Here is a 23,803-nt window from a genome sequence, read left to right on the forward strand (position 1 = left end):
GAAAAGATCTAGCGTTTACCAGGATCGTAAGGCTGACCTAATGCCTTAGGAGCAGCGGAACGACCTACAGCACCCACCAATACAATGATCGTTAATACGTAAGGAATCATAAAGATAAACTCTTGTGGAATGTCCTTTGACCATTCAAACAATTGTACGTAGTTACGGATCGCTTGAGAGAATCCGAAGAATACAGCAGCGCCAAAGGCACCAAGCGGATTCCACTTACCAAAGATCATCGCTGCAATAGCGATAAAACCTTGACCTGAAATCGTATTATGTCCAAAGGTTCCGGTTGTAGTTAGAGTGATTGTAGCACCACCGATACCAGCCAGCAATCCACTCAGCATTACGCCGATATATCTCATCCGCTTCACCTTGACCCCTAAGGTGTCTGCAGCACTAGGATGTTCACCTACTGCGCGTAAACGCAGTCCAAATGGCGTTTTAAACAAAACGAAATAAATAACAATAACCAGCACAATGGCCAGATAAGTGGTCGGATAGGAATTAAATATCCCTTCACCGATCACTGGGATTTTGGAGAGTCCAGGAATTGAAACCTTGTTAAACCCATCGATTAGTGGAGTTTCAGCAGATCCATCAAACAGCAGCTTTACCATGTAGAGCGTACTGCCTGCGGCTAAAAAGTTAATAACCGTACCACTGATCGTCTGATCCGATTTAAAGGTAATAGCTGCAACTGCATGAATTAGTGAACCAATTACTCCGACGGCCATAGCACATAGTACGCCAATCCAAGGAGCCCATTCACCCATCCCAGCATCTTGAGCATAATAACCGCCCACTGCTGCGGCAAAAGCACCAAACATCATCAAACCTTCAAGTCCAATATTTACGACACCGGAGCGTTCAGAGAAGATGCCGCCAAGTGAGGCAAAAATAAGCGCTGTGGAAAAAACAAGCGTTGTATTAAGCAGTTGACCTAACGTCTGCAGATCCATCTATAACACCTTCTCTTTCTTGCGCTTGAAGTAAAAGGGCTTAAGCACCCAGCGCACAATCCCTTGTGCCGCAATAAAGAATATGATTGAACCTATAACGATTCGAATAAGCTCTGGAGGAACATCTGCAGCAAAACTCATTCCTGCAGAACCATAAGTCAACGTACCATAGAGAATCGCAGCAAGAACAACACCAAGTGGATGTGTTAAACCAAGTAGAGCCACTGCGATACCATCAAAACCATATCCTGGTGATGCCGCGAACACAGATTGATAATGGAATACACCCAGTACCTCCCCTGCTCCGGCCAACCCTGCAAACACTCCACTTATGAACATTGCTTTTACAACGTTACGGCCAACATTCATACCTGCGTACTCGGCAGCATGAGGATTGTAACCAACAGCACGCATTTCATATCCTTGCTTAGTCTTCCATAAGTAGACATAGAAGAATACTGCTGCGGCAAGGGCAATAGCTGTTCCCCAGTGCAGACGTGCATTGTCAAATAACGAATTCAAGAACGTCATAGAAAGTGAAGCTGGAATATCCTCGGAACGATTCTGTCCCGGGAGTAAAAGAAATGCTCTTACAATATAATTCGACAAGTACAGAGCAACCCAGTTTAACATGATCGTGGTAATAACTTCATTAATCCCACGTTTGGCCTTCAAGTAGCCGGCGATACCAGCCCACAGACCTCCACATAACCCCGCTATAATAACAGCAAGCGGAACCAATATGAATCCTGGCAAGGCTGCAAATTTAATGCCCACCACGGTTGCAGCTGTCATACCAATCATCACTTGTCCGTCTGCCCCGATATTAAACATCCCTGAACGGAATGCAAAGGCTACGGCTAAACCAGTGAGCATTAATGGCGTCATTTCGCGCACGGCTTCACCAAAGTTGTACAAGTTACCAAATACACGTGAGAACAGTGCGGAGTAAGCAGTTATCGGATCATAACCACCCATAAGCATAACTATTGCTCCCACAAGAAAACCAAGTACGATGGCGACAAGAGGAACGATATAGCTGTCAGTTGTGAAGATTTTTTTGAACTTATTCAACTGCCTTACCTCCCCGCTTCAAGCTGCCTGCCATCATAAGACCCAGTTCCTGGTCATTCGTATCCTGCGGGAACACTTCACCGACAATTTTGCCTTCATAGATAACAGCAATTCTGTCTGATACATTCATAATCTCGTCCAATTCAAACGAAATGAGCAATACAGCTTTTCCTTGGTCACGCTGTGCGATAAGCTGCTTTTGAACAAACTCGATAGCCCCAACATCTAGACCGCGTGTTGGTTGTGCTGCAATAAGTAATGTCGGATCTTTATCTATTTCCCGAGCAATAATCGCTTTCTGTTGATTTCCGCCGGATAGAGAACGTGCTTTGGTCTGAATTGAAGGTGTACGCACATCAAATTGCTCCACAAGACCTTCAGCATATTTATCAATGACATCATTTTGCATAAAGCCATTTTTGTTATATGGACTCTTATAGTAAGTTTCCAGAACCATGTTCTCACTTACTGAGAAATCAAGCACCAAACCATGCTTATGACGGTCCTCTGGAATATGAGACACATTCATCTCCGTAATCTTACGCGGGGATAAATTAGCTATCTCGTTCCCGGACACCTGAATAGAACCAGAATCAATTTTACGCAGACCTGTAATGGCCTGAATCAGTTCACTCTGTCCATTGCCATCTACACCAGCTATTCCGAGAATTTCTCCGGCTTTCACATCAAAGCTAAGGCCGTCCAGCACTGAGACACCATCTTTACTCTTGCTGTTCACATCCTTCAGCTCGAGTACAGTTTTGCCAACCTCAGGAGCCTTCTTATCTACCTTGAAGGTTACGCCACGTCCAACCATCTTCTCAGCTAGTTCATTCGGATTAGTCTCTGCGGTATTTACGGTATCGATTACTTTCCCGCGTCTAATAATGGTGACCCGATCAGATATTTGCATAATTTCTTTAAGCTTATGCGTAATCAGGATAATAGATTTTCCCTCTGCAACAAGCCGCTTCATAATCGCCATCAATTCCGTAATTTCTTGAGGCGTAAGTACTGCAGTCGGCTCATCAAATATGAGAATATCCGCTCCGCGGTACAGGGTCTTCATAATTTCTACCCTTTGCTGCATACCTACAGAAATGTCATGAATAACGGCATTTGGATTCACTTGCAGGCCATATTGCTCCGATAGCTTCCGAACCTGTTCCGCAGCGGATTTATAGTCAATTTTAAGACCTTTCTTCGGCTCCATCCCAAGAACAATATTCTCGGTAACCGTAAAAGGTTCCACGAGCTTGAAATGCTGATGCACCATACCAATACCAAGCTCAATCGCTTTATTGGGATTATCAATTATAACCGGTTTCCCGTCGATTTCAATACTACCTTCGTCCGGTTGATACAATCCAAACACGATATTCATTAGGGTTGATTTACCTGCACCATTCTCACCGAGCAATGCAAGAATCTCACCCTTTTTTAAGGTCAAGCTAATGGAATCGTTAGCAACAATACCAGGAAATCGTTTTGTGATTTGCTTCAACTCTACGACAGGAGCCGCAGCACTCATGGAATCACCCTCATCACAGAATATATAACTACCATGCAGACACGGATGTACCGCCCTTTTCAAGACGGTATAACTGTGTCCAACTTATCATAACCAGTGCTTTAACAAGGAATAAGGCCAGCACATAACCGGCCTTATTCTTTGTTGCTTATTGTAATCCGACAAATAAAAGGGAGATCTTACTCGGTAGGAACTGTAATTGTTCCATCAATAATTTGTTTTTTGTAATCTTCAACTTTAGCCAAGATCTCTTCAGAAACGTTAACTTTAGATGTATCAGAGATACCTACACCATTGTCTTTCAAACCAAGAACAGTTGTAGTACCACCTTTGAAAGTACCATCGATTACTTCTTTGGAAACCTTCTTCACAGCTTCGTCAACGCGTTTGATCATGGAAGTCAAAGTTACGTCCGTACCAAATTCAATGGATTGGTCTTTGTCTACACCGATAACCCAAACTTTTGCACCGCCAGCTTTGTTACGGGATTTAGCTTCGTTAAATACGCCATTTCCTGTTGCACCAGCAGCAGGGAAGATGATGTCATTACCATCGTTATATAATGTAGCGGCAAGAGATTTACCAGTATCTGGCTTGTCATATGCACCTGCATAAGTAATTGTAACTTTAGCGTCAGGCTTAACTGCTAATACACCAGCTTTAAAGCCTACTTCAAAACGTTTGATTACTGGGCTTTCCATACCGCCGATAAAAGCTACCTTGTTAGTTTTTGTAGTCAAACCAGCAACCACACCAACCAAGAAGGAACCTTCGTTCTCAGAGAAAGTAACGGATGCTACGTTAGGAGCATCTACAACGCTATCAATAATTGCCAAGTTAGCATTTGCGTTCTCACCAGCAACCTTTTTAATTGCGTCGCCAAGATCAAAACCAATACCCCAAGTCAAGTTGTAGCCATCTTTAACGAATTGGTTAAGGTTTGGCTCATAGTCAGCGTTTGATTTACTTTGCAAATATTTAACGGAAGAACCTGTTTCTTTTTCAAGAGCTTGTAATGCTTCCCATGCGGATTGGTTAAACGATTTATCGTTTACGCCTCCGATGTCAGTAACCATACCAAATTTGAAATCAGATTTTGCGGCATTTGTTCCGCCATTTGTTCCTGCATTAGTCTCGCCATTTGCAGCATTTTTAGCGTTGTTGTTTCCGCAACCAGCCAATACTACTGTGAATGCCAGCAACATTACAAGAGATAGCTTGAAAACTTTTTTCATTGAATGTGATCCCCCTTAAAATATTGGATGTCATCTGTGTTCTACTTGGACATTCCATAGATCAAATTATAACTGCAATAAAATCTAAAATCCAGTCCATAAATGACCTCAGGTCAATAAATATTTGTACTTTTTCGTAAGTAACCGCTTTCCATGACACGACATGTTATCATCATGTTTGAATGATGTTAGAAAACCTTATTTTACTTTGTATAGTATTCCAACACATTACAAATATTATTGCACACTTATGTGTTTTCTATTATTATGATTGCTTAGTATTTGCACTGAAAGGAAGTTATCAGATATGACCGATGAAAAAAATCCACAAACGATGCCGGCTTTTAAATATTGCCGTGAATCCCGTGTCTTCAAAACCGGACGCGTTTTCCCTAATGATGTTAATAATCACAAAACATTGTTTGGCGGTAAGCTTATGAGCGGCATTGATGAAGTAGCCTCCATCTCAGCTATGCGCCATTGCCGTGCTAATGTCGTTACAGCCTCTACAGACTCTGTTGACTTCTTGAGGCCCATCCGACCTACAGACTCCGTATGTTTCGAATCCTTCGTTTCTTGGACCGGACGTACAAGCATAGAGGTATTCGTAAAGATCATTTCAGAAAACTTATATACGGGTGAGCGCGCCGTCGCCGCCACTTCATTCCTTACCTTTGTTGCAGTTGGGGAGGATGGTACTCCCACTCCAGTTCCTGCCATAATCCCAGAGACCGATGAAGAGAAATTGATCAGCGAATCAGCTAATGAACGTTCTGAGCTACGTAAAGTAAGAAGAACCATCAGTAAAAAGCTCGCTGCCGAGCTCAATACTGTGAAGTACTGGGAATAACTCTGCATTAAGCAGAGTTTTTTTCTCGTTTTTTTACGGCAGAGAAATCATTTCCTTATTTTATATACTTCATACCACACAAAAAAGCACCGCTGCATGGGCAACACGCAGGCGGTGCTTTTCGATTATATTACAACACTTACGCGTTGATTTTCTCTTTGGCAATACCAGCCAAGGAGTTGAATGCGTTAAGATCATTTACAGCCAGATCAGCCAGCATCTTACGGTTAACTTCTACACCAGCCAATTTCAGGCCGTATACAAGCTTGCTGTAAGAAAGACCGTTCAAACGAGCTGCTGCATTAATACGAACGATCCACAGTCTGCGGAAGTTACGTTTAGTTTGACGACGGTCGCGGTAAGCGTAAACCATCGATTTCATTACTTGTTCTTTAGCTGTTTTAAAAATGCGGTGTTTAGAACCGAAATAACCTTTTGCCAATTTCAATACTTTTTTATGTCTACGACGAACTACAAATCCGCCCTTAACTCTTGCCATATTAATAAACCTCCCAAAAATGTGTGATAAACTATTTCAAGTTAGCCAATCCTTGTTTCAAACGTCTTACATCCCCAGGGGCCATTACTGGATTACCGTTCAGAACGCGCTTAGCGCGTTTAGATTTGTGGGACAGCAAGTGGTTTTTGTGAGCTTTGTAACGTGTTACTTTACCAGTTCCGGTAATTTTGAAGCGGCCTTTCAGGCTGCTATGTGTTTTCATCTTAGGCATGGTGTTTCCTCCTTGAATATTATGCGGCGCCAAATTGCATGTAAGCAAGTGACTCCAGATTTATTGGGCTTTAGGAGCCAAGATCATAATCATGCTGCGACCTTCCAGCTTAGGCTGGCGCTCAACAACAGATATATCAGCCACTTCGTTCTTAACACGCTCGAGGATTTTCTGGCCGATATTCGCATGTGTAATCTCACGTCCGCGGAAACGAACGGAGCACTTTACTTTATCGCCTTCACCCAAGAACTTGATCACATTGCGGAACTTGGTTTGATAATCATGTTCCTCAATGTTAGCACGGAACCAGACTTCCTTGATATCAACGACCTTCTGGTTCTTACGGGCTTCCTTCTCTTTCTTCTGCGTTTCATAACGGAACTTGCCGTAATCCATGATGCGGCATACCGGCGGCTTAGCCTGTGGTGCTACATTGACTAAATCTAGATTAAGATCGATCGCCATTTGCAACGCTTCGCGGATCGGTTTAATTCCGATTTGTTCACCTTCCGCACCAACCAACCGTACCTCTTTGGCCCGAATTTCATCATTGATCATATGTTCCTTACTGATAACTCTCCACCTCCGGATCTTTTTAACAACTATACTGCCTTACTCCATAAAAAAGGGGTGCCGGTAACACCCGACACCCCGTGTTTGATCAACGTTCATGAACATTAACATTCATAAAGCATTGAGATCAAAACCAGCCGGCGAATATGCCAGTCAGGTGAGAAGCAGGTGCTTCTTCTTGCAATCCCTATGATTTGCGTACTTGAATACTATACACCACTCCAAACGGAGTGTCAATTCTTTTATTCAATATTCTTAAATATCTTATACCTGCTTGCTTTGCACTTCTTCAAGTCTTACGACACGCGTATGCTTGGTATGGCTCCATTGCTTGTTGTTCTGCGTAAAGAACGCATAGAACGTAATTGGATACCAAGAGATCAGGTAAATTGGGAAGAATACCAGATAAGCGTACACCTTCTTGAATTTAACCTTCTCCAAAGCCATCGCAATCCCAAAGGTCACCAGATTCAAACCGATCGCAAGGAAACCGAGCCAGACTGGCAAGCTGCCGTAAATATTAGCAATATTCGGTCCGTTAAAGAGGGCCATATCCACCCACATTACCGCCGTCATCAAGAAGGTGAGCAAAACAATGTACACATTTGCTCCGTAAAGCGCAAGGTCAAACTTCGTTAGGCTACGTTCTTTAATACTTTGCCAAAGTAATGGAAAAAAATAACGACGAGCTACAGTAAAGTGTCCTTGCATCCAGCGCAGACGCTGTCTTGAAGAGGCCTTGAAAGTTAGAGGCTTCTCATCAAATACCTTTGCGTCATAGTTGAACTTAGGATATACACCATGAGATGCACTGCGCATCGTAAACTCCAGATCCTCAACCAAGCTTGTAGCTCCCCAGCCCATCTCTTTAAGGAGATTGGTCTCGAAACACATTCCTGTTCCGCCAAGGAAGTTCGCCATATTCAAATTATGGCGTGAAAGTTGCCACAAACGGTTAATATACCAATACGACACACCATACGCTGCAGTAATCCAGGAATCTTCTGGATTCTTGGTGTCAATATAACCTTGAATAACACGTGCTCCTGAACAAAGATCATTATTCATCTCCATTAGGAATTCAGTATGTGCCAGATTATCGGCATCAAACATTACAACTGCGTCATATTGACGCTGCATGCCCCAAAGCTCCTTGAGCATCCATTCAATGGCATAACCTTTACCACGTAGATTCGGGTTAGTACGGACACAAGCGTTCATTCCGTGCTCTCTAACGATGCGAGCTGTGCCATCTGTACAATTGTCACAAATTACAAATACGTCAAACAGTTCTGAAGGATAGTTAAGCTGCTTCAGGTTCTCCATTAACGCGCCGACGACTTCTTCCTCGTTATGTGCAGCAACAAGTACTGCAAATGTTTTTTCTGGCTTATACTTTGTCTTTGTCTTTTTCTTGTGCAGACCAAATAACGAAAAGGTAAACTGATATACTGCGATTGCTGCCAAGATCACTTGGAGCGTAACAAACAGTGCGTCTGTCATGACCTTTTGATGCCCCCTTTTTTTCACTCTCGGTGTTCTTTTTTTTCTCTCTAGCTTGCTTGACGTTCCTTCTGACCCTTTTGTTGCATCCCTTAACAATAGACCAAGAGTATTCTTATTCTAGGCAGACTTCACAATTTTTATATGTGTTGTTTAAAAGAATTGTATGGATTCCATTAATTCGGATCCTTATTTATCTCTTACCCTTTTAAACATGTTTAGTCCGCTTGAATCATTGTACGGCGTTAGCGGCTCTAAGTCAAAACTAGCAAATTTCTAGCAAAACTGAGCTTTTCCTTGAAATGGACTACCTTTAAAAAGTATGATTAAGACAGATCTAATGCTAAAGAACGGACTGCTCATAAGCACCTGTTATCGGTAGCCGACTGGCGGAGGGACAAGATATGAGACATTTATTCATGAAGCTACATCTCTGGGAGCGGCACCTTTTTAAGTGGATCAACGGACGAATGCATAATCGTTTTCTGAACTTTTGGCTCTTTTATCTCACTCATTTGGGTGGAGCTACAAGCACAATTGTTATCAACATACTGATATGGGCATTTGCTCCTCAGCCATGGAGAACCGCTAGCCTGCAAGCAATGACGGCTCTAGCTGTTAGCCATTTGCCCGTTGCTGTCGCTAAAAAACTGTATCCACGCATGCGGCCTTATCTGGCGTTACCGGATACGAACACATTTCGTAATCCATTAAAGGATCATTCTTTTCCTTCTGGTCATACTACAGCTATCTTTGCTTCAACGGTCCCATATATGGTAGCATTTCCTGCCTTGACCGTTATTCTGCTGCCGCTGGCCTGTATTGTCGGGTTTTCACGCATTTATCTGGGATTACATTATCCATCTGATGTCTTTGCAGGCTTAGTGATCGGAACCAGTGTTGCAGCGGGCACTATAGCCTTATGGATCTGAAGTATATATGGTTAAACCGGGAAAACCTTTGAGAATAGGTGAATCAAAATTGCAAAAAAAAAGAATTTTAATACTCTCAGAAGGCTTTGGAGCAGGACATACTCAAGCAGCTTATGCGCTGTCGAGTAGTCTGCGCCAACTGTCACCTAATTTACAAACGAAGGTGCTAGAACTTGGGAATTTCCTTAATCCCAAAATGGCACCCATTATTCTGTCTGCTTACCGTAAGACGGTAACGACTCAGCCAAAGCTGATGGGGTATGTCTACCGTCACCAGAAATCATTTAATCGTCTTACCACGCTTGCCCTGCATCGTATATTTTATACGCATACCAAAAATGTTGTTATGCAGTTGAAACCTGACGTTATTGTCTGCACACACTTCATTCCGGGTGCTGTAGTATCTCGTCTTAAGAGAGTGGATCCTACCCTAAAGATGCCACTCGTAACTGTTATAACGGATTATGACGCACATGCCAGTTGGATCAGTCCAGAGGTAGACCGTTATCTGGTATCAACACCAGAGGTTAAATCCAAATTGCGTATGCGAAACATTCCTTCTGCAAAAATTCAGGTTACAGGGATACCCGTACACCCTAACTTTTGGCAGCATCCTGGAAAGCAGGAGATTCGACAGCAATTCAATCTCAAGGATATGCCAACGGTACTAGTCATGGGCGGCGGCTGGGGGATCATGAACGATCAGGTTGTAAATGCCTGTCTGGCGGAATGGCGAGAGAAGATTCAGATTGTTTTCTGTCTCGGCAAGAATGAAGAGCTGCTTCAGGAAATGAAAGAAGACTCACTTTATAATCATCCTAATATATCCTTGATCGGCTTTACGCGTGAGATTGACAAGCTGATGGAGGTGTCCGATCTGCTCGTCACGAAGCCGGGTGGAATGACCTGCAGTGAAGGGCTTGCTAAAGGAATACCGATGCTTTTCTATAACCCTCTGCCCGGGCAGGAGGAGGAGAATTGCCGCTATTTTACCGCATCAGGTTTCGGAGAGCCGATAGAGTCTTTAGACGTAGTCGTAATGTGGATGGAACGTCTATTAAACAACTACGAGGATGTGCAGAATAAGCGAAAACTTCATCTTGAGGAAATCGCCCGTTACCACCCATTGCAATGTGCTCAGAGCATTATCGAATTATTGGAATAGTTAATAAAAAAGCAGCAGCCTCCAAACCACTTGGAGGCTGCTGCTTTTTTATTGAAGCACATCTTTTGGAGTAGTGCTTTGTAACTACAACCGATATTTGTCCAAACGGGTAGCTTGATACTGCTTGAGCGCTTCCGCACCTACAATGGCCTCACAACGATGGATATTCACGCCACGTCCGACAAATTTCGTCTCGTATTCCGTCATAATATGATCCTCATTTATGATGCCGTCTGCATGTAGGTCTAACGAGATATTTTTCATCTGTAGACCAAAGTCCGCAAATGCATTTAATGAGAATTCAAATAGGCTTCGAGAATCTGTTTTCAAATGAATTTCACCTAAGTCGCTTAGCAGCCCCCGATATTTGTCAAGAAAACGCGGGTGTGTCAAACGACGACGAGCATGCTTACTCTTTGGCCACGGATCACTGAAGTTAAGATAAATTCGTTCCAGCTCTCCTGGAGCAAATACTTCCTCTGCATAATCAATATTGGCGAGTGCCAATTTCAGGTTGGGCGGCGTCTCATGACCTGCCGGCTCCCATACTGCTCTAGCCTTATCTCCAGCACGGCGGATCAGCTCATCATACATATCAACGCCGATAAAATTAATATCGGGATATTTGAAGCTCATTTGGCTGATAAACTGTCCCTTGCCCATTCCGAACTCCACATGGATCGGATGATCATTTCCGAACAGCTTAGACCACTCACCTTTATAACTCCGAGGGTCAAGAATGACTAGATCGGTCTGTTCTTCCAAACTTTCACGTATTCCTTTTCTTCCGCGTAAACGCATAGGTATTCCTCCGATTATCTCTTATACGATAACTGTCACTTGCAATATTGTGCCGAAATTGTCCCGAAAAGTAAAGGGATTGGGGTAAAAAAGAAAAAGGAATTCTCTGGCTCAGCTCTTAAATGAGCTATCCAGGGGAATTCCTTCGTTGTGTATATTTGGGATTAAGGCTCATTCTTGTCCGGTAGATTAGGATCTACTTTGTGTTTGAGCTTGTGGCAAATGTCTTTTTTTCGAATGCGCTGCGAATTTTACGCTGTGCATCTGTCTTGATCTTAGGGTTGCCGTTAAATTCCACACCTGTTAGTGCAAGGGCTTCATCTGGCGTTAAGTGGACTTCAATCGAATCTTTACCCTCAGCATATACCGTTTGAGAATTCATTGCTATCACCTCACGGTTATTATTATGGATCGGACGACACGAAATTATGAACTCCTGGCTGAATTTCTTTAAGCCACAGCAGCTTTTCACACTCTGAATATAACATACTATGTAAGCATTTTCAAGTTGAAAGCGCCTTACTTTCGGCCTATTTTTCATGCCAGTACCGGGAGTGAATGTTACGCCGAGCTCTGTTTTTTGATACAATGTATTGGATTATAAGAAACGGCTGTGTGTTCTTCTTTTATAAAGGATGCCATCCGTCTCAGAAAAATATAAGGATAAGGATAGTTATCCATGTTTATATTTTCAGAAAGGAGCTCCTCGTGTCTAATCTTCAATACACTACTCCTCCGCAGCTTTGGGGAGATAAACGTTTTCATACCTGGAATTACGAAATGCGTGAACATTTGAACACCAAGGTATTCAAAGTTATGCTTGATGCAGGCTTTACCTGTCCCAACCGTGACGGCTCCATCGCTAAAGGTGGTTGTACTTTTTGCAGTGCCAGAGGTTCTGGTGATTTTGCGGGAAGTCGCCGAGATGATCTCGTCACCCAATTTAATAATATCCGTGACAAGCAGCATCTAAAATGGCCAAATGCTAAATACATCGGATATTTTCAGGCCTATACGAATACGTACGCTCCGGTCGAAGAGCTTAGAGAATATTTCGAAGTGATTTTACAGCAGCCAGGTGTCGTTGGACTATCTATTGCTACACGGCCTGACTGTTTGCCGGATGATGTTGTCGAATATTTGGCGGAGCTAAACGAGCGCACGTATCTGTGGGTAGAGATGGGTCTCCAGACTATACACGACTCCACTTCTGAGCTAATTAACCGGGCTCACGACAGCCAGTGTTATGTAGATGCTGTTGAGAAGTTGCGGCGTCACGGCATTCGTGTCTGCACCCATATCATTCACGGTCTCCCACAGGAGTCGCATGAAATGATGCTCGAAACGGTATCTGCTGTGGCTCGCATGGATGTACAAGGAATTAAGATTCACCTTCTGCATCTCATGCGTAAAACACCAATGGTGAAGCAATACGAAGCCGGGTTGCTACGATTCATGGAACAGGACGAGTATGTGAAGCTCATTGCTGATTCACTCGAAATTTTGCCCCCTGAAATGATTGTACATCGTTTGACTGGAGACGCTCCTCGGGATCTCTTAATCGGACCGATGTGGAGCCTCAAGAAATGGGAAGTGCTAAATGCCATTGACGATGAGCTAGTTGCTCGTGATACTTGGCAGGGTAAGTATTGGAGGAAGAGCTAATGGGCTTTATGTCCGTTTTAAGCTTTGCTCATAAATTAATCTCTGAGCGGTTAACTTTAGGTGATCGTGCGATTGATGCCACTGTAGGTACTGGTGCTGATACGCTTTTTCTAGCCAAAACAACCGGAGCTCGCGGTGAAGTCTACGGCTTTGACATTCAAGCTGCAGCGCTGAACCTGGCTAAAGAGCGCCTGCGGCTTGCAAAAGAGGAAGCTCCCTCGCTCGCCACCGTCACCTTGCTGGAACGTAGTCACGCCGAAATGGCTGAAGCAGTTCCAGCGAACTGGCATGGCACCGTTGGAGCTGTAATGTTCAATCTAGGCTACTTGCCTTCAGGAGATGCTGACAAGAACATCATTACTCAGCCGGGCAGCTCCATTGCAGCCTTGGAAGCTTCTCTCCAGTTACTGCGTCCAGGTGGGATCATTACGGCAGTTCTTTATCCCGGCCATGCAGGCGGAGATAAAGAAGCCGCTGCTGTTGAATCTTGGGCAGCAGCTGTTTCCCAAAAGGTAGCACAAAGCATTGTTTATCGTCAGCTGCAGCGCACGGATTCACCTTATATGATTGCGCTCGAAAAGAAAAAAGGAAACCCCTCTTAAACTGTAAGCATCAAACTATTTTATATTTGGGAAGGAAGATGTAGCAATGACTCAACCATATCCTTTGAAATTTCAACCGGAGTTTAAAGAACGTGTCTGGGGAGGCCGCGCGCTGGAGAAATTCGGCCTAGATCTACCAGAAGGACATATTGGCGAAGGATGGATGATCGCCGATCACGCGAATGGAACGTCATCGGTGGTAAACGGAGAGTTAGCCGGTCAAGGCTTAGATCAAATTCGTGAGCAGTTCGGCCATGAATGGTTCGGAAGCAAAGGGATTTCAGAAACGGGTGGAAGATTTCCTCTACTAATCAAATTGCTGGATTGCAACGACAATCTTTCCGTTCAAGTCCACCCTACAGATGATTATGAGGGATTGCCACAAGGTGAACTGGGCAAAACAGAGATGTGGTACGTGTTAGACGCTAAGCCAGGTGCCAAAATCATCTATGGTCTTAAAGAAGGCGTGGATCGTGAAACATTGCGCGAAGCACTGGAGAAAGGCACCGTTATGGATAGCCTTCAAGAAGTATCTGTCTCTGCAGGAGACTCCTTCTATATTCCAGCCGGAACCGTTCATGCGCTATGTGCTGGTGTCGTTGTAGCAGAGATCCAGCAAAATTCCGACACTACATACCGCATTTATGACTATGACCGTCCAGGCCTGGACGGAAAACCACGTGAGCTTCATATTGAAGATTCACTTAATGTTACAGCTTATGAAGGCGCCGGGGCTACTTCGATGAAGACAGATAACGCAGTCCCTGGAGAGTGGCTGCAACTTGCCGCTTCGCCATATTTTATCGTTGAAAAAGGAATCGTAAATGGTTCATGGGACCTCACCACTACAGAAGACAGCTTCACTATTCTAGTCATCTGTGAAGGCAGCGGACATCTTACTTGGGATGGCGGCTCCCAACCTTATGCTGCAGGAGAATGCTATCTGATTCCTTCCAGTCTCGGCCGTTACGCTATCGAAGGTCATTCTACTGTGCTTCGCTCTTATTTACCATAAGTCGAGAACCTTTAGGAGGAATGGACCATGAAGGAAAATAGTTTTACCTTAACGGATCCCATAGGTGTAAATATCCATGTCTATGAATGGTTACCTGAATCCGATGTGCCAGTTAGAGGAATCGTGCAAATTTCTCACGGTATGTGTGAAACAGCTGCCCGCTATGCTCGTTTTGCGGAAGCATTAACCGGAGTAGGTTATGCAGTATATGTCAATGACCACCGGGGACATGGTAAAACCGCTGGTCAAGTCGATCTGCTTGGCGATGTTGGGGAGGACGGATTCTATTGGATGCGGCGCAATCTGCTCCAGGTAGCAGCCAAAGCACTCTCCAAACATGAAGGTAAGCCCATCTTTCTATTCGCTCATAGTATGGGCTCCTTTCTGGCTCAAAAGCTGATGTGTGAAGAGGGTAACGAAATCTATGCAGGATTTATCCTAAGCGGTACAAATGGTCCTCGCGGTATGCTGCGCCTTGGAGAATCTCTGGCTAGTGCACAGCTCAAGTTAAAGGGTGAACATCACCGAAGTGTACTACTGAACAGCTTAGTATTCGGCAGTTACAACCGTGCTTTTTCTCCCGTAAGAACTGCATATGACTGGCTGAGCAGCGATGATGCGGAAGTAGATAAGTACATATCTGATCCATTCTGCGGAGCCATTTGTACAACACGCTTTTTCCGTGGTTTCTTCCACCTCCTACGGGAGATCCATTCCGAGGAATCACTTAGGACATTATGTACAAGTAAGCCCATTTATATATTTGGTGGGGATAAGGATCCTGTAGGGATGAGCGGCCAAGGCATTCCTCGTCTTGCGGAGCTATACAAGAAACGAGGGATATCGGACGTAGAGTATCGGCTCTATCCAGGTGGCAGGCATGAAATGCTTAATGAGGTGAACCGGGATCAAGTTACAGCCGATGTGCTTAACTGGTTAGAACAGCATTTCCCTTCTGAGGTTACGACTACAAGTTAAGAGAAAAACGTGGTTTATCAGTTTTATTAGACAGAAGAGCAGCGATCCTCCCATTATTAGGGGATCGCTGCTCTTCGTTTTGGGTTGTGAGCAGCTTACATTACTCCTAGTTCCTTTCTTCCCCTCCGCTCCCGGACTCATCTGACGCTTTTGGCCAGCCATTCCTATCCCCCTTCATTTTCGGACTTAGAAGACTTTTATGGCCAATCATCACTTCCCTCCACCACTTGCGAATTCAGAAGACGCTTGCGCATGTAACAAAAAAAGACCGCCCCCAAAGGAGCGATCTTTCCTCCCAACACAATCGCCTTATTACAAAGGCAACGTATAATACTGAGCGCGTTGGCTCTCGTTCTGCTGATACATTACGATTAGCAGTGTACGACCTTCTCGAACGGAAGGTGATTCAGCTACGGCTACAGCAGAGCTTGTGGTTTGGACAGACTCTACTAAACTACTCTCTGTAACTCCCTGTATTAATAACTCAGGAGAAGGTACAGCCCCGTCGTTAGCATCGCCTGATTCCTCTTCCTCTGAACCCCCATCCGCCCGTAGACCGCTGATGGATTCCAGCACCGCTTCAAGCGAGAACGGTAGCACTTCAAGCACCGTATATTTTTGCAGCTCTCTTTCACTGAGTCCGGCTTCTGCCAACTGCGCAGAGATTTGATCCGGATTAGCAGCGATATCCCTCAAGTAACTCGACCAATCCGACTTATCCAGTACGAAATCCCACCAGATTTTGCGAGGCTTATACTTGTGTCCTAGGAAATAATCAAGCTTCATTAGCCCAGTAATAATATCCATAGACGGAGTCCCACGATCTATCAAGAAGGACTGCAAACGGGTAAAGAGATCTTCTAGCTGATGCCCAATCTTTTGCCAGCCTCTCTCCTCCCAGTAGTCACCGAACTCCTGAAAGAAATCAAATGGTGAATCAAACACGTGACGGATCAAGTATTTGGCTGTATGGTCCATCCGGTGGCTGTTCCAGTATTTCTCCAGCACATCCTCAAGCCGCTTCAAACGAATAATATCCGAGAAGGTCATCATATGACTGCTAAGAATTTCGTAAGGGGCATGTTCCATATACGTATACTCATATTTTGCCGCCTGTGCACGCAGACCCGTCCCGCGAAGCATTTTGAGGAATCCAAGTTGCAGCTCTTCTGGCTCCATAACGAATACATCATTAAAGGTTTTGCGGAAGGTGGAGTAATCCTCCATCGGAAGCCCCGCGATCAAATCCAGATGCTGATCGATATTGCGACTTTCCTTAATCTTCATTACCGTACGAGAGAGCTTCTTGAAATTCTGACGGCGTTTAACAAGCTCGTTCGTCTCATCATTTGTAGATTGTACACCAATCTCAAATCTAAAGATGCCCGGAGGCGCATTGTTCGACAGGAAATCCAGAACTTCTGGCCGCATGATATCTGCTGTGATTTCAAACTGGAACACACAGCCTTGATGATTATCGATCAGGAATTGAAACATTTCCATTGCATAGTTGCGGTTGATATTGAAGGTGCGGTCCAAGAATTTAATGATTTTGGCGCCATTTTCTATTAAGTAGAGTAAATCAGACTTCACTCGTTCAATATCATAGTAACGTACGCCTACCTCAATACTGGATAAACAAAATTGACAGTTAAACGGGCACCCACGGCTCGTCTCAAAATAAACAATACGTTTGCTCAGATCTGGAATATCCTCTGGAAAACGATGCGGTGTAGGCAGCGTATTTAGATCGCTTTTGGGACGAGGTGGATTTACAATGATCTCCTCTCCCTTACGATAAGCAGCTCCGTACACAAAATGAAATTTCCGGTCGTCTCTCAGCTCCTGCAGCAGATGATGAAAGGTCTCTTCTCCATCTCCGTTGACGATGAAATCAATGCCGGCTTCTCTCTTCATCCAATGCAGCGGCTCATAAGAGACTTCCGGTCCTCCGAGAACAATCGTAACCTCAGGCATCACTTGCTTAAGAATTCCGATCAGCTTGAGCGTCTCTTCGATATTCCAGATATAACAGGAGAAGCCAATCACATCTGGCCGTTTCTGAAACAAGTCGGACACGATATTCATCACAGGATCTTTAATGGTGTACTCCACCAAATGAATATCTTTAAATTCATGCTCACTGTAAGCTTTAAGCAAACGGATCGCCAGTGAGGTATGGATATATTTTGCGTTTAGCGTGGTCAGAACGATTTTCAATGCTACACGACCTTTTCTACATTTCATTTTGAAAAAACTCTAGGAATGCCTTACCATACTTCCGGTATTTCACTTCCCCGACACCCTTTACCCTCAGCATTTCCGCTTCGGTCTGCGGGCAAACCACACTCATCTCACGCAGCGTGGCATCATTAAAAATAATATATGAGGGCACATGCTCACGTCCCGCCAACTCTCGCCGGATCAGACGCAGCTGCTCAAAGACGGTCTCATTGACTGCCGAAGGTGACAGGTCATGCCCGCGACTACGAACTCGCGTACCAGATGCCGCACCTGCTCGTGATGGCCGCGCTACTCGCTGCATGACCTCACGCTGTCCGCGCAGTACCTCAGCAGCCAAAGGCTGGAGCCGCACTACGGGGTATTGTCCTTCAGACAAAGCAAGATATCCTTCAGAGATGAGTACATTGATGCTCTCTGAGATCTCCTTCTCTGTCCGGCTCGACATCGCCCCATGCGTTGGCAGCTTGTCAAAACCATATTGCATCACCTTCTGATTGCGAGAGCCTTTCAGCACAGAAGCCACCAACGCAACTCCATAACGTTCCCGCATACGGTGAATGCAGGAGAATATTTTCTGCGCATCTACGGTCATATCTACAAGCTCTCGTTCATCTGTACATGAGCTGCAAATGCCGCATAACTTGTCCTCATGCTCCTCACCGAAATAATCCAGCTGGGCACTGCGCAAGCAGCGGGTAGTATAACAATAATCAATCATTTGCTGAAGCTTGCGATATTCGTTAGCTTTACGGTCCGTATCCTGCGGATTCTGCTCGATCAGGAACTTTTGCGTCATAATATCCTGCGCACTAAACAGCAAAATACATTCACTCGGCTCCCCGTCACGTCCAGCACGGCCCGCTTCCTGAACATAAGCTTCCATATTTTTCGGCATATTATAATGAATTACGTACCGGACATTGGATTTGTCAATCCCCATCCCAAAAGCGTTGGTGGCCACCATGACCCGGATATCGTCATATAGGAAGCCTTCCTGACTATCTGCCCGCTCCTGATCATTCATACCTGCGTGATAGCGGCCTGCCGCTATTCCTGAAGCCTGCAGCCTTTGATATAGATCATCCACTTCTTTGCGTGTAGCCGCATAAACAATACCCGGCTGATGAGAATGCGTTGCGGTGTAATCCATGACGAATTCCCGCTTATTCTCTCCACGTAGCACAGACATCGCTAGATTATCTCTTCCAAGTCCAGTCATGAAAATACCCGGCTCGCGCAGACGCAGCAGCCGAACCATATCTTCCATAACCTCTGGTGTTGCCGTCGCTGTAAATGCAGCCAAGATCGGCCGTTCTGGCAGCTCGTTCACAAAAGGCGATACCGACAAATAACTTGTACGGAAATCATGTCCCCACTGAGATACACAGTGCGCCTCATCCACAGCCACACAGGAAATCGCCAGCTCAGCCATCTCCAGACGGAACCAGTCCAGCTCTAGCCTTTCGGGCGCAACATAAAGCAGCTTCAAATCGCCGCGACGGGCAGCCCGAATCCGCTCATTTACTTCTTTCCCGCTTAACGTGCTATTAATAAAGGCTGCCGGAATACCTGCCGTGGTTAACGCATCGACCTGATCCTTCATCAGAGAGATCAATGGTGAGATCACTAGTGTTAGCCCAGGAAGCAGCAGTGCGGGAACTTGATAGCAAATCGATTTCCCACCTCCCGTAGGAAGAATACCGAGTGTGTCGCGACCTTCCAGCAAGTTCTGAACAATCTTCTTCTGACCATCCCGAAAATCCGGATAACCGTAATATTTTTGCAGCTCAGCCTGCGCCTGTTCAATAGTAGGTGCTTGCATCATCATATCTCTCATAACCCCTTAAGCGTTTCTATCTTTAGTTTAGCGGTCAAAAGTGTATTGAGCAACACTCCTTAACTATGGTCACCATGTTCTTCCTTTGAAATATTTACATAAAAGGCCTTCTTTTAAGCCAAGCTTTAAGAAGAGAGATTTCATAGAAGGGTGGAGCGACCGTGCAAAATTGGAAACAAAAATATACCTCTTTTAAACATAAGCCTGCACGCAAAGAGTCCTCTGCCCAGGACAATCGTCCGGTAAAGCCACTGGATTCCAGCCTGGAGAGCAATATAAGCTTCATTCAACAAGTCTTTGGAGAAGACAGCGATCTTATAGTCCGTAACTTCAAGGTGTACGGTAGACATGATGCGGCTATTATCTTTTTTTCTTCTGTGGTGGACCAGAATCAAATTCAGAACTATGTTTTAAAGCCATTAATGAATGTTTCCTCTGATCTCTCAGAAATTCCAAAAGATCTAAAGGATTTACCTGATTACATCTGGAGTATGACAGTACAAGTAACACAAGGTAACCGTACTAAGGATCTAAATACTCTAGCCTCTATCTTGTTGGAGGGAAATGTAGTTCTAATCATAGATGGAATGGATCAGGCACTTTACTTCAATCTGCGTAAAATTGAGCATCGTAGCATTGAGCAACCTCAAACTGAACAAGTCATACGCGGTTCGCGTGATGGGTTTATTGAGAATTTAGAATCCAATATCTCTTTGCTTCGCTATCGACTGCAAACGCCGGATTTTCGTGTAGTAACTGCCCCTCTTGGGGTACGGACGCGCTCAAAAGTAGCTGTTTGTTATATCGAAGGAATAGCCGATCCAGGGCTAGTTCAAAAGGTGATGAAGCGATTATCAGCAATAAATGTAGACGGCATCCTTGATGCGGGGTATATCGAGCAATTCATAGAGGATCATCCCCTTTCCCCGTTTCCACAGGTTCAGCCAACCGAACGTCCGGATAAATCTATAGCCTCTTTATTAGAAGGACGAGTCATCATCCTTGTAGATGGCTCACCATTCTGCCTCATCGTCCCGGCGCTTTTCAATCAGTTCTTTCAGACGATGGATGACTATACAGAACGTTTTGTTGTAGGAAGCCTCCTAAGAATGATCCGCCTGATCGCATTATTATTTTCCCTTTTCTTCCCAGCCTTATATGTATCCATTATCTCTTTCAATCCTGAGCTATTGCCGACAGAGTTCGCCGTAGCAATAACTGGTGCAAGAGCTGGCGTACCCTTTCCAGCCGTATTGGAAGTTCTGATTATGGAAGTCTTCATGGAGGTGCTGCGCGAAGCAACCATTCGCTTACCGCAAATGATTGGCGGGGCTCTTTCTATTGTAGGTGTGCTTGTCATTGGTCAGGCAGCCGTAGCAGCAGGTCTGGCGAGTCCCACTACCGTAGTTGTTGTTGCTATAACGACTATAGGGTCTTTTGCCACACCCGCTTACAATGCTGCTATCTCTTCAAGAATGCTTAGATTTCCATTGATCATATTGGCAGGCTGCTTTGGCCTGTACGGAGTAATGCTTGGCACTATTGTTATTGTTAACCACTTATTATTCTTGGAATCCTTTGGCGTTCCCTACATGACACCCTTTGTTCCTACGATTTGGAAGGACCTCAAGGATAGTATCGTTCGGGTACCTTTATGGTGGATGCGAAGTCGCCCAAGCTTTCTCAATACACCTGATCCTGATCTTCTTGCGAAGGATATCCCCAAAATGCATACCGATCTGATTTTTAAGGAGAAAAGTGAAGCTGATGAATAGTAACCGCCCCATAACAACGATCCAAGTCATGGCTGTAATCATCAGTACGATTATAGGAATAGGAATCTTAAGTATTCCTCGTTATATGGCTGAAGCCGGAGACAGTGGTGCACCGCTCATAACTGCTTCTGGCGTACCTGTTGCTTTTTTGGGTTGCTGGTTTACAGCGGTTGTCTGCCGAAAATTCCCTAACGAAACGTTGTTCGTATTCAGCCGCCGCCTTCTCGGAACTTGGCTCGCAGATATTTTCTCCATGCTTATTACTTTGTTTTTTGCTTTCTCTGCCGGGATCACCATGCGCCAATTCGGAGAAGTATGTGTTGCGGTTGTCTTTAAAAAGACACCAATCGAAGCAGTAATTCTCTTAATGCTCCTACTGGTTGCCTTATCAATCCGTAGAAATATTGTAAAATTCACTTATGTACATGTTTTTTATTTACCCTTTATTCTATTATCCGCTATCGCAATTATATTGGTAGCTATGAGAAATGTTGATGTTCTGAACTTGCTACCCCTCACCGGAAATCACACCACCTTTTCAAGCTTTTCCAAAGGAACGATTACGTCCGCTGGCATTTATCAAGGCACATTTGTCATCATCCTGCTGGTTCCTCTAATGAAAAAACCTCAACAGATCCTTAAAGCAGGCACTGTTGCACTTGGTATCATTGGATTCATTTATGTAATGATCGTTTGGGTCACTCTAGGCATGTTTGGAGCTCAGGAAACCAAATTACTGTCCTATCCAACCCTAGAAGCAGCTCGCTCCATATCCATCGGCGCAGGACTATTAGAACGGTTTGATGCTCTTTTTATAATAATTTGGGTGATTTCTATATTCACTACCATCTTTACGAACTACTACTTAGCCGCATACTCTCTGCAACAAGTGCTGCGGCACAAGGATCACCGCCTAATATCCAGTTTCTTACTTCCACTTATCTTCACTTTTTCACTTTTGCCGAGAAATATATTTCAGGTCTATTCATTTGCTAACATTACAGCGATTATCGGTTTGATTTTTTTGACCTTCTATCCTCTTTTATTATGGTTAGTCTCTTTAATCCGAAATAAAGGAGCCATTTCTCATGAATAAAAAAATTTATAAGCGTGTAGTTCTTATTTTTATTCTCTCACTCCTGTCTGGATTGCTCACAGGTTGCTGGGACCAGCTCGAAATTGAAGATCGTGCATTGGTGCTAGGGTTATCCATTGATTCCGTCCCTTCAGACAGCAAAACAAATGATGACCAAACCACTCATCTTAAAAGCGCAAATATTAACCTACCCCAAATTCGTGTAACCGCCCAAATTGCGGTTCCGGGAAGAGTTCCACTCGGACCAGGCAGTGGAGGTGAAGGCGGAGGCGGGAATCAAAATCCAGTATGGGTCGTAGAAGTTTACGGGTACACATTAGATGACGCCATGAACAATTTGCAGCAGCAAATTTCTGATCCACGTTATCTAATTCATTTACGAGTGATTATTATTAGTGAGGACATAGCAAGAAAAAGCATGGATGACTTAAATGATTATTTGCGGCGAAATCCAGAAGTTCGTCGCCGGACCTGGCTGCTAGTATCCGAAGGGGAAGCTGCCAAATTCATGAATATTAATCCTCCGCTGCAGCGAGTGCCGACCCTCTACATTCTCTCCACCATGGAAAAAGCAGTAACATCAGGAAAATTTCCTGCTGATTATATAGGTGTATTCTGGTCAGCAGATACCAAATGGGGCGAAAGTGGTTATCTGCCTTACGTCTCATTACATCAGGAAGACAATATCATGATTAAAGGCCTAGCTTACTTTAGTGGTGGATTAATGGTGGGTTCGACGCTTCCCATTGAAATTGGCGCGTATATGGCCATGAAGGGCATTAATCCCGGGGGATACTCTGATCTTTTCAATGCTGAAGAATTCGGTCCGGTGATGCTCAAGGTCAACGACCGGTTCACGAGGGTGAAAGTTCAATTCAAAGAGGGCAAACCTCACATCACCTATAACCTCTCTTTAGAGGCGGCTCTAGATGAGCATTTACGTAATGATATCCCTATCGATTCCAGCCGTTCTTTAGAAAAGATTGAAGATATCTTTCAAAAGAGAGTGATCGGTATTTTCAACCACCTTATCAAAGAAACTCAACAAGCGCATTCCGATGTCTTTGGCATGGGTGAATATATTCGTGCATATGCTCCCTCCTACTGGAAAGCCCATGTTCGTGACAAACATGACTGGGAGCAGCAGTATTCCAACCTCAGTATTGAAGTTAAGTTGAAAACTCACATCGACAGAGTAGGTCTTAAACAAAATTAAATGACCTTTATAGGA

General features: G+C 44.4%; 22 protein-coding genes. 10 read left to right on the top strand and 12 right to left on the bottom strand.

The features are described from left to right. Nucleotides 1-8: 8 nt before the first annotated feature. From PAENI_RS09945 to PAENI_RS09960, 4 genes are all read right to left on the bottom strand, one after another. Nucleotides 9-965 carry an ABC transporter permease gene (locus tag PAENI_RS09945; RefSeq protein WP_042125085.1) on the bottom strand — a complete coding sequence of 319 codons (957 nt, stop codon included), beginning with the start codon at nt 963-965 and terminating at the stop codon, nt 9-11. Beyond that, on the bottom strand, nt 966-2,039 hold the full coding sequence (locus PAENI_RS09950; protein WP_042125082.1) for an ABC transporter permease: 1,074 nt from the start codon (nt 2,037-2,039) through the stop codon (nt 966-968). It abuts the gene before it with no gap. After that, complete coding sequence (locus tag PAENI_RS09955; RefSeq protein ID WP_042125080.1) at nt 2,032-3,570, bottom strand: ABC transporter ATP-binding protein; 1,539 nt, start codon at nt 3,568-3,570, stop codon at nt 2,032-2,034. Before PAENI_RS09955 ends, PAENI_RS09950 begins: the two co-directional genes overlap by 8 nt. Nucleotides 3,571-3,749: 179 nt before the next feature. Continuing rightward, nucleotides 3,750-4,805: a BMP family lipoprotein gene (locus PAENI_RS09960; RefSeq protein ID WP_042185713.1), complete on the bottom strand. Its 1,056-nt coding sequence runs from the start codon at nt 4,803-4,805 to the stop codon at nt 3,750-3,752. 307 nt (nt 4,806-5,112) lie between these two features. On the opposite strand from PAENI_RS09960, the gene PAENI_RS09965 reads away from it, so the two are divergent. Further along, nucleotides 5,113-5,655 (top strand): acyl-CoA thioesterase, encoded by a 543-nt coding sequence (locus tag PAENI_RS09965; RefSeq protein WP_042185711.1) that lies wholly within the window; start codon nt 5,113-5,115, stop codon nt 5,653-5,655. Nucleotides 5,656-5,794: 139 nt separating this feature from the next. Here PAENI_RS09965 and rplT read toward each other — a convergent pair whose 3' ends face one another. The 4 genes from rplT to PAENI_RS09985 all read right to left on the bottom strand — a co-directional run bounded on the left by rplT (nt 5,795) and on the right by PAENI_RS09985 (nt 8,462). After that, the gene (gene rplT / locus PAENI_RS09970; protein WP_042125073.1) at nt 5,795-6,154 is read right to left on the bottom strand and encodes a 50S ribosomal protein L20; all 360 of its coding nucleotides are present in this window, start codon (nt 6,152-6,154) and stop codon (nt 5,795-5,797) included. Nucleotides 6,155-6,185: 31 nt separating this feature from the next. Then, nucleotides 6,186-6,386 carry a 50S ribosomal protein L35 gene (rpmI, locus tag PAENI_RS09975; protein ID WP_036679507.1) on the bottom strand — a complete coding sequence of 67 codons (201 nt, stop codon included), beginning with the start codon at nt 6,384-6,386 and terminating at the stop codon, nt 6,186-6,188. Between the two features lie 60 nt (nt 6,387-6,446). Next, nucleotides 6,447-6,944, bottom strand: coding sequence for a translation initiation factor IF-3 (gene infC / locus PAENI_RS09980; RefSeq protein WP_036679510.1), 498 nt, complete (start codon nt 6,942-6,944; stop codon nt 6,447-6,449). Between the two features lie 279 nt (nt 6,945-7,223). Then, the gene (locus PAENI_RS09985) at nt 7,224-8,462 is read right to left on the bottom strand and encodes a glycosyltransferase family 2 protein (protein WP_042185708.1); all 1,239 of its coding nucleotides are present in this window, start codon (nt 8,460-8,462) and stop codon (nt 7,224-7,226) included. A 404-nt stretch (nt 8,463-8,866) separates the two neighbouring features. Between PAENI_RS09985 and PAENI_RS09990 the strand changes: the two genes are divergently transcribed. Together PAENI_RS09990 and PAENI_RS09995 are read left to right on the top strand one after the other, a co-directional pair. After that, complete coding sequence (locus PAENI_RS09990) at nt 8,867-9,394, top strand: phosphatase PAP2 family protein (RefSeq protein WP_042185706.1); 528 nt, start codon at nt 8,867-8,869, stop codon at nt 9,392-9,394. Nucleotides 9,395-9,443: 49 nt separating this feature from the next. Further along, nucleotides 9,444-10,559 (top strand): MGDG synthase family glycosyltransferase, encoded by a 1,116-nt coding sequence (locus PAENI_RS09995; protein WP_149645121.1) that lies wholly within the window; start codon nt 9,444-9,446, stop codon nt 10,557-10,559. An 84-nt stretch (nt 10,560-10,643) separates the two neighbouring features. Here PAENI_RS09995 and trmB read toward each other — a convergent pair whose 3' ends face one another. Continuing rightward, nucleotides 10,644-11,360, bottom strand: a complete 717-nt coding sequence (gene trmB, locus PAENI_RS10000) for a tRNA (guanosine(46)-N7)-methyltransferase TrmB (RefSeq protein WP_036679523.1) — start codon at nt 11,358-11,360, stop codon at nt 10,644-10,646. Nucleotides 11,361-11,556: 196 nt separating this feature from the next. Further along, a complete protein-coding gene (locus PAENI_RS10005) occupies nt 11,557-11,742 on the bottom strand; it encodes a hypothetical protein (RefSeq protein ID WP_042125061.1) in 186 nt (61 codons plus the stop codon). A 326-nt stretch (nt 11,743-12,068) separates the two neighbouring features. Here PAENI_RS10005 and mnmL point away from each other — a divergent pair, with 326 nt between their 5' ends. Genes mnmL through PAENI_RS10025 form a run of 4 tightly spaced genes read left to right on the top strand, consistent with a single transcriptional unit; the run spans nt 12,069 to nt 15,620 of the window. Next, entirely contained in the window at nt 12,069-13,025 is a 957-nt protein-coding gene (gene mnmL / locus PAENI_RS10010) for a tRNA modification radical SAM protein MnmL/YtqA (RefSeq protein WP_149645122.1), read from the top strand. Next, nucleotides 13,025-13,627, top strand: coding sequence for a tRNA 5-(aminomethyl)-2-thiouridylate-methyltransferase MnmM (gene mnmM, locus PAENI_RS10015; protein WP_149645123.1), 603 nt, complete (start codon nt 13,025-13,027; stop codon nt 13,625-13,627). The genes mnmL and mnmM overlap by 1 nt, the downstream gene beginning before the upstream one ends. 46 nt (nt 13,628-13,673) lie before the next feature. Continuing rightward, nucleotides 13,674-14,642 carry a type I phosphomannose isomerase catalytic subunit gene (locus tag PAENI_RS10020; RefSeq protein WP_042185697.1) on the top strand — a complete coding sequence of 323 codons (969 nt, stop codon included), beginning with the start codon at nt 13,674-13,676 and terminating at the stop codon, nt 14,640-14,642. Between the two features lie 27 nt (nt 14,643-14,669). Continuing rightward, nucleotides 14,670-15,620 carry an alpha/beta fold hydrolase gene (locus tag PAENI_RS10025; protein ID WP_149645124.1) on the top strand — a complete coding sequence of 317 codons (951 nt, stop codon included), beginning with the start codon at nt 14,670-14,672 and terminating at the stop codon, nt 15,618-15,620. 312 nt (nt 15,621-15,932) lie between these two features. Here PAENI_RS10025 and PAENI_RS10030 read toward each other — a convergent pair whose 3' ends face one another. Together PAENI_RS10030 and recQ are read right to left on the bottom strand one after the other, a co-directional pair. Continuing rightward, nucleotides 15,933-17,840, bottom strand: coding sequence for a B12-binding domain-containing radical SAM protein (locus PAENI_RS10030; RefSeq protein ID WP_149645243.1), 1,908 nt, complete (start codon nt 17,838-17,840; stop codon nt 15,933-15,935). Nucleotides 17,841-17,856: 16 nt separating this feature from the next. Beyond that, the gene (gene recQ, locus PAENI_RS10035) at nt 17,857-19,692 is read right to left on the bottom strand and encodes a DNA helicase RecQ (RefSeq protein ID WP_076284133.1); all 1,836 of its coding nucleotides are present in this window, start codon (nt 19,690-19,692) and stop codon (nt 17,857-17,859) included. Nucleotides 19,693-19,862: 170 nt separating this feature from the next. Between recQ and PAENI_RS10040 the strand changes: the two genes are divergently transcribed. The 3 genes from PAENI_RS10040 to PAENI_RS10050 are packed head-to-tail and all read left to right on the top strand — an operon-like array spanning nt 19,863 to nt 23,788. Next, nucleotides 19,863-21,476, top strand: coding sequence for a spore germination protein (locus PAENI_RS10040; protein WP_188114520.1), 1,614 nt, complete (start codon nt 19,863-19,865; stop codon nt 21,474-21,476). Further along, nucleotides 21,469-22,572: a GerAB/ArcD/ProY family transporter gene (locus PAENI_RS10045; RefSeq protein WP_149645125.1), complete on the top strand. Its 1,104-nt coding sequence runs from the start codon at nt 21,469-21,471 to the stop codon at nt 22,570-22,572. The genes PAENI_RS10040 and PAENI_RS10045 overlap by 8 nt, the downstream gene beginning before the upstream one ends. Further along, complete coding sequence (locus tag PAENI_RS10050) at nt 22,565-23,788, top strand: Ger(x)C family spore germination protein (RefSeq protein ID WP_149645126.1); 1,224 nt, start codon at nt 22,565-22,567, stop codon at nt 23,786-23,788. Before PAENI_RS10045 ends, PAENI_RS10050 begins: the two co-directional genes overlap by 8 nt. Nucleotides 23,789-23,803 lie beyond the last annotated feature (15 nt).

This window comes from Paenibacillus sp. B2(2019) (assembly GCF_008370385.1).
In the GTDB taxonomy this organism is placed as follows: Bacteria; Bacillota; Bacilli; order Paenibacillales; family Paenibacillaceae; genus Paenibacillus_AQ.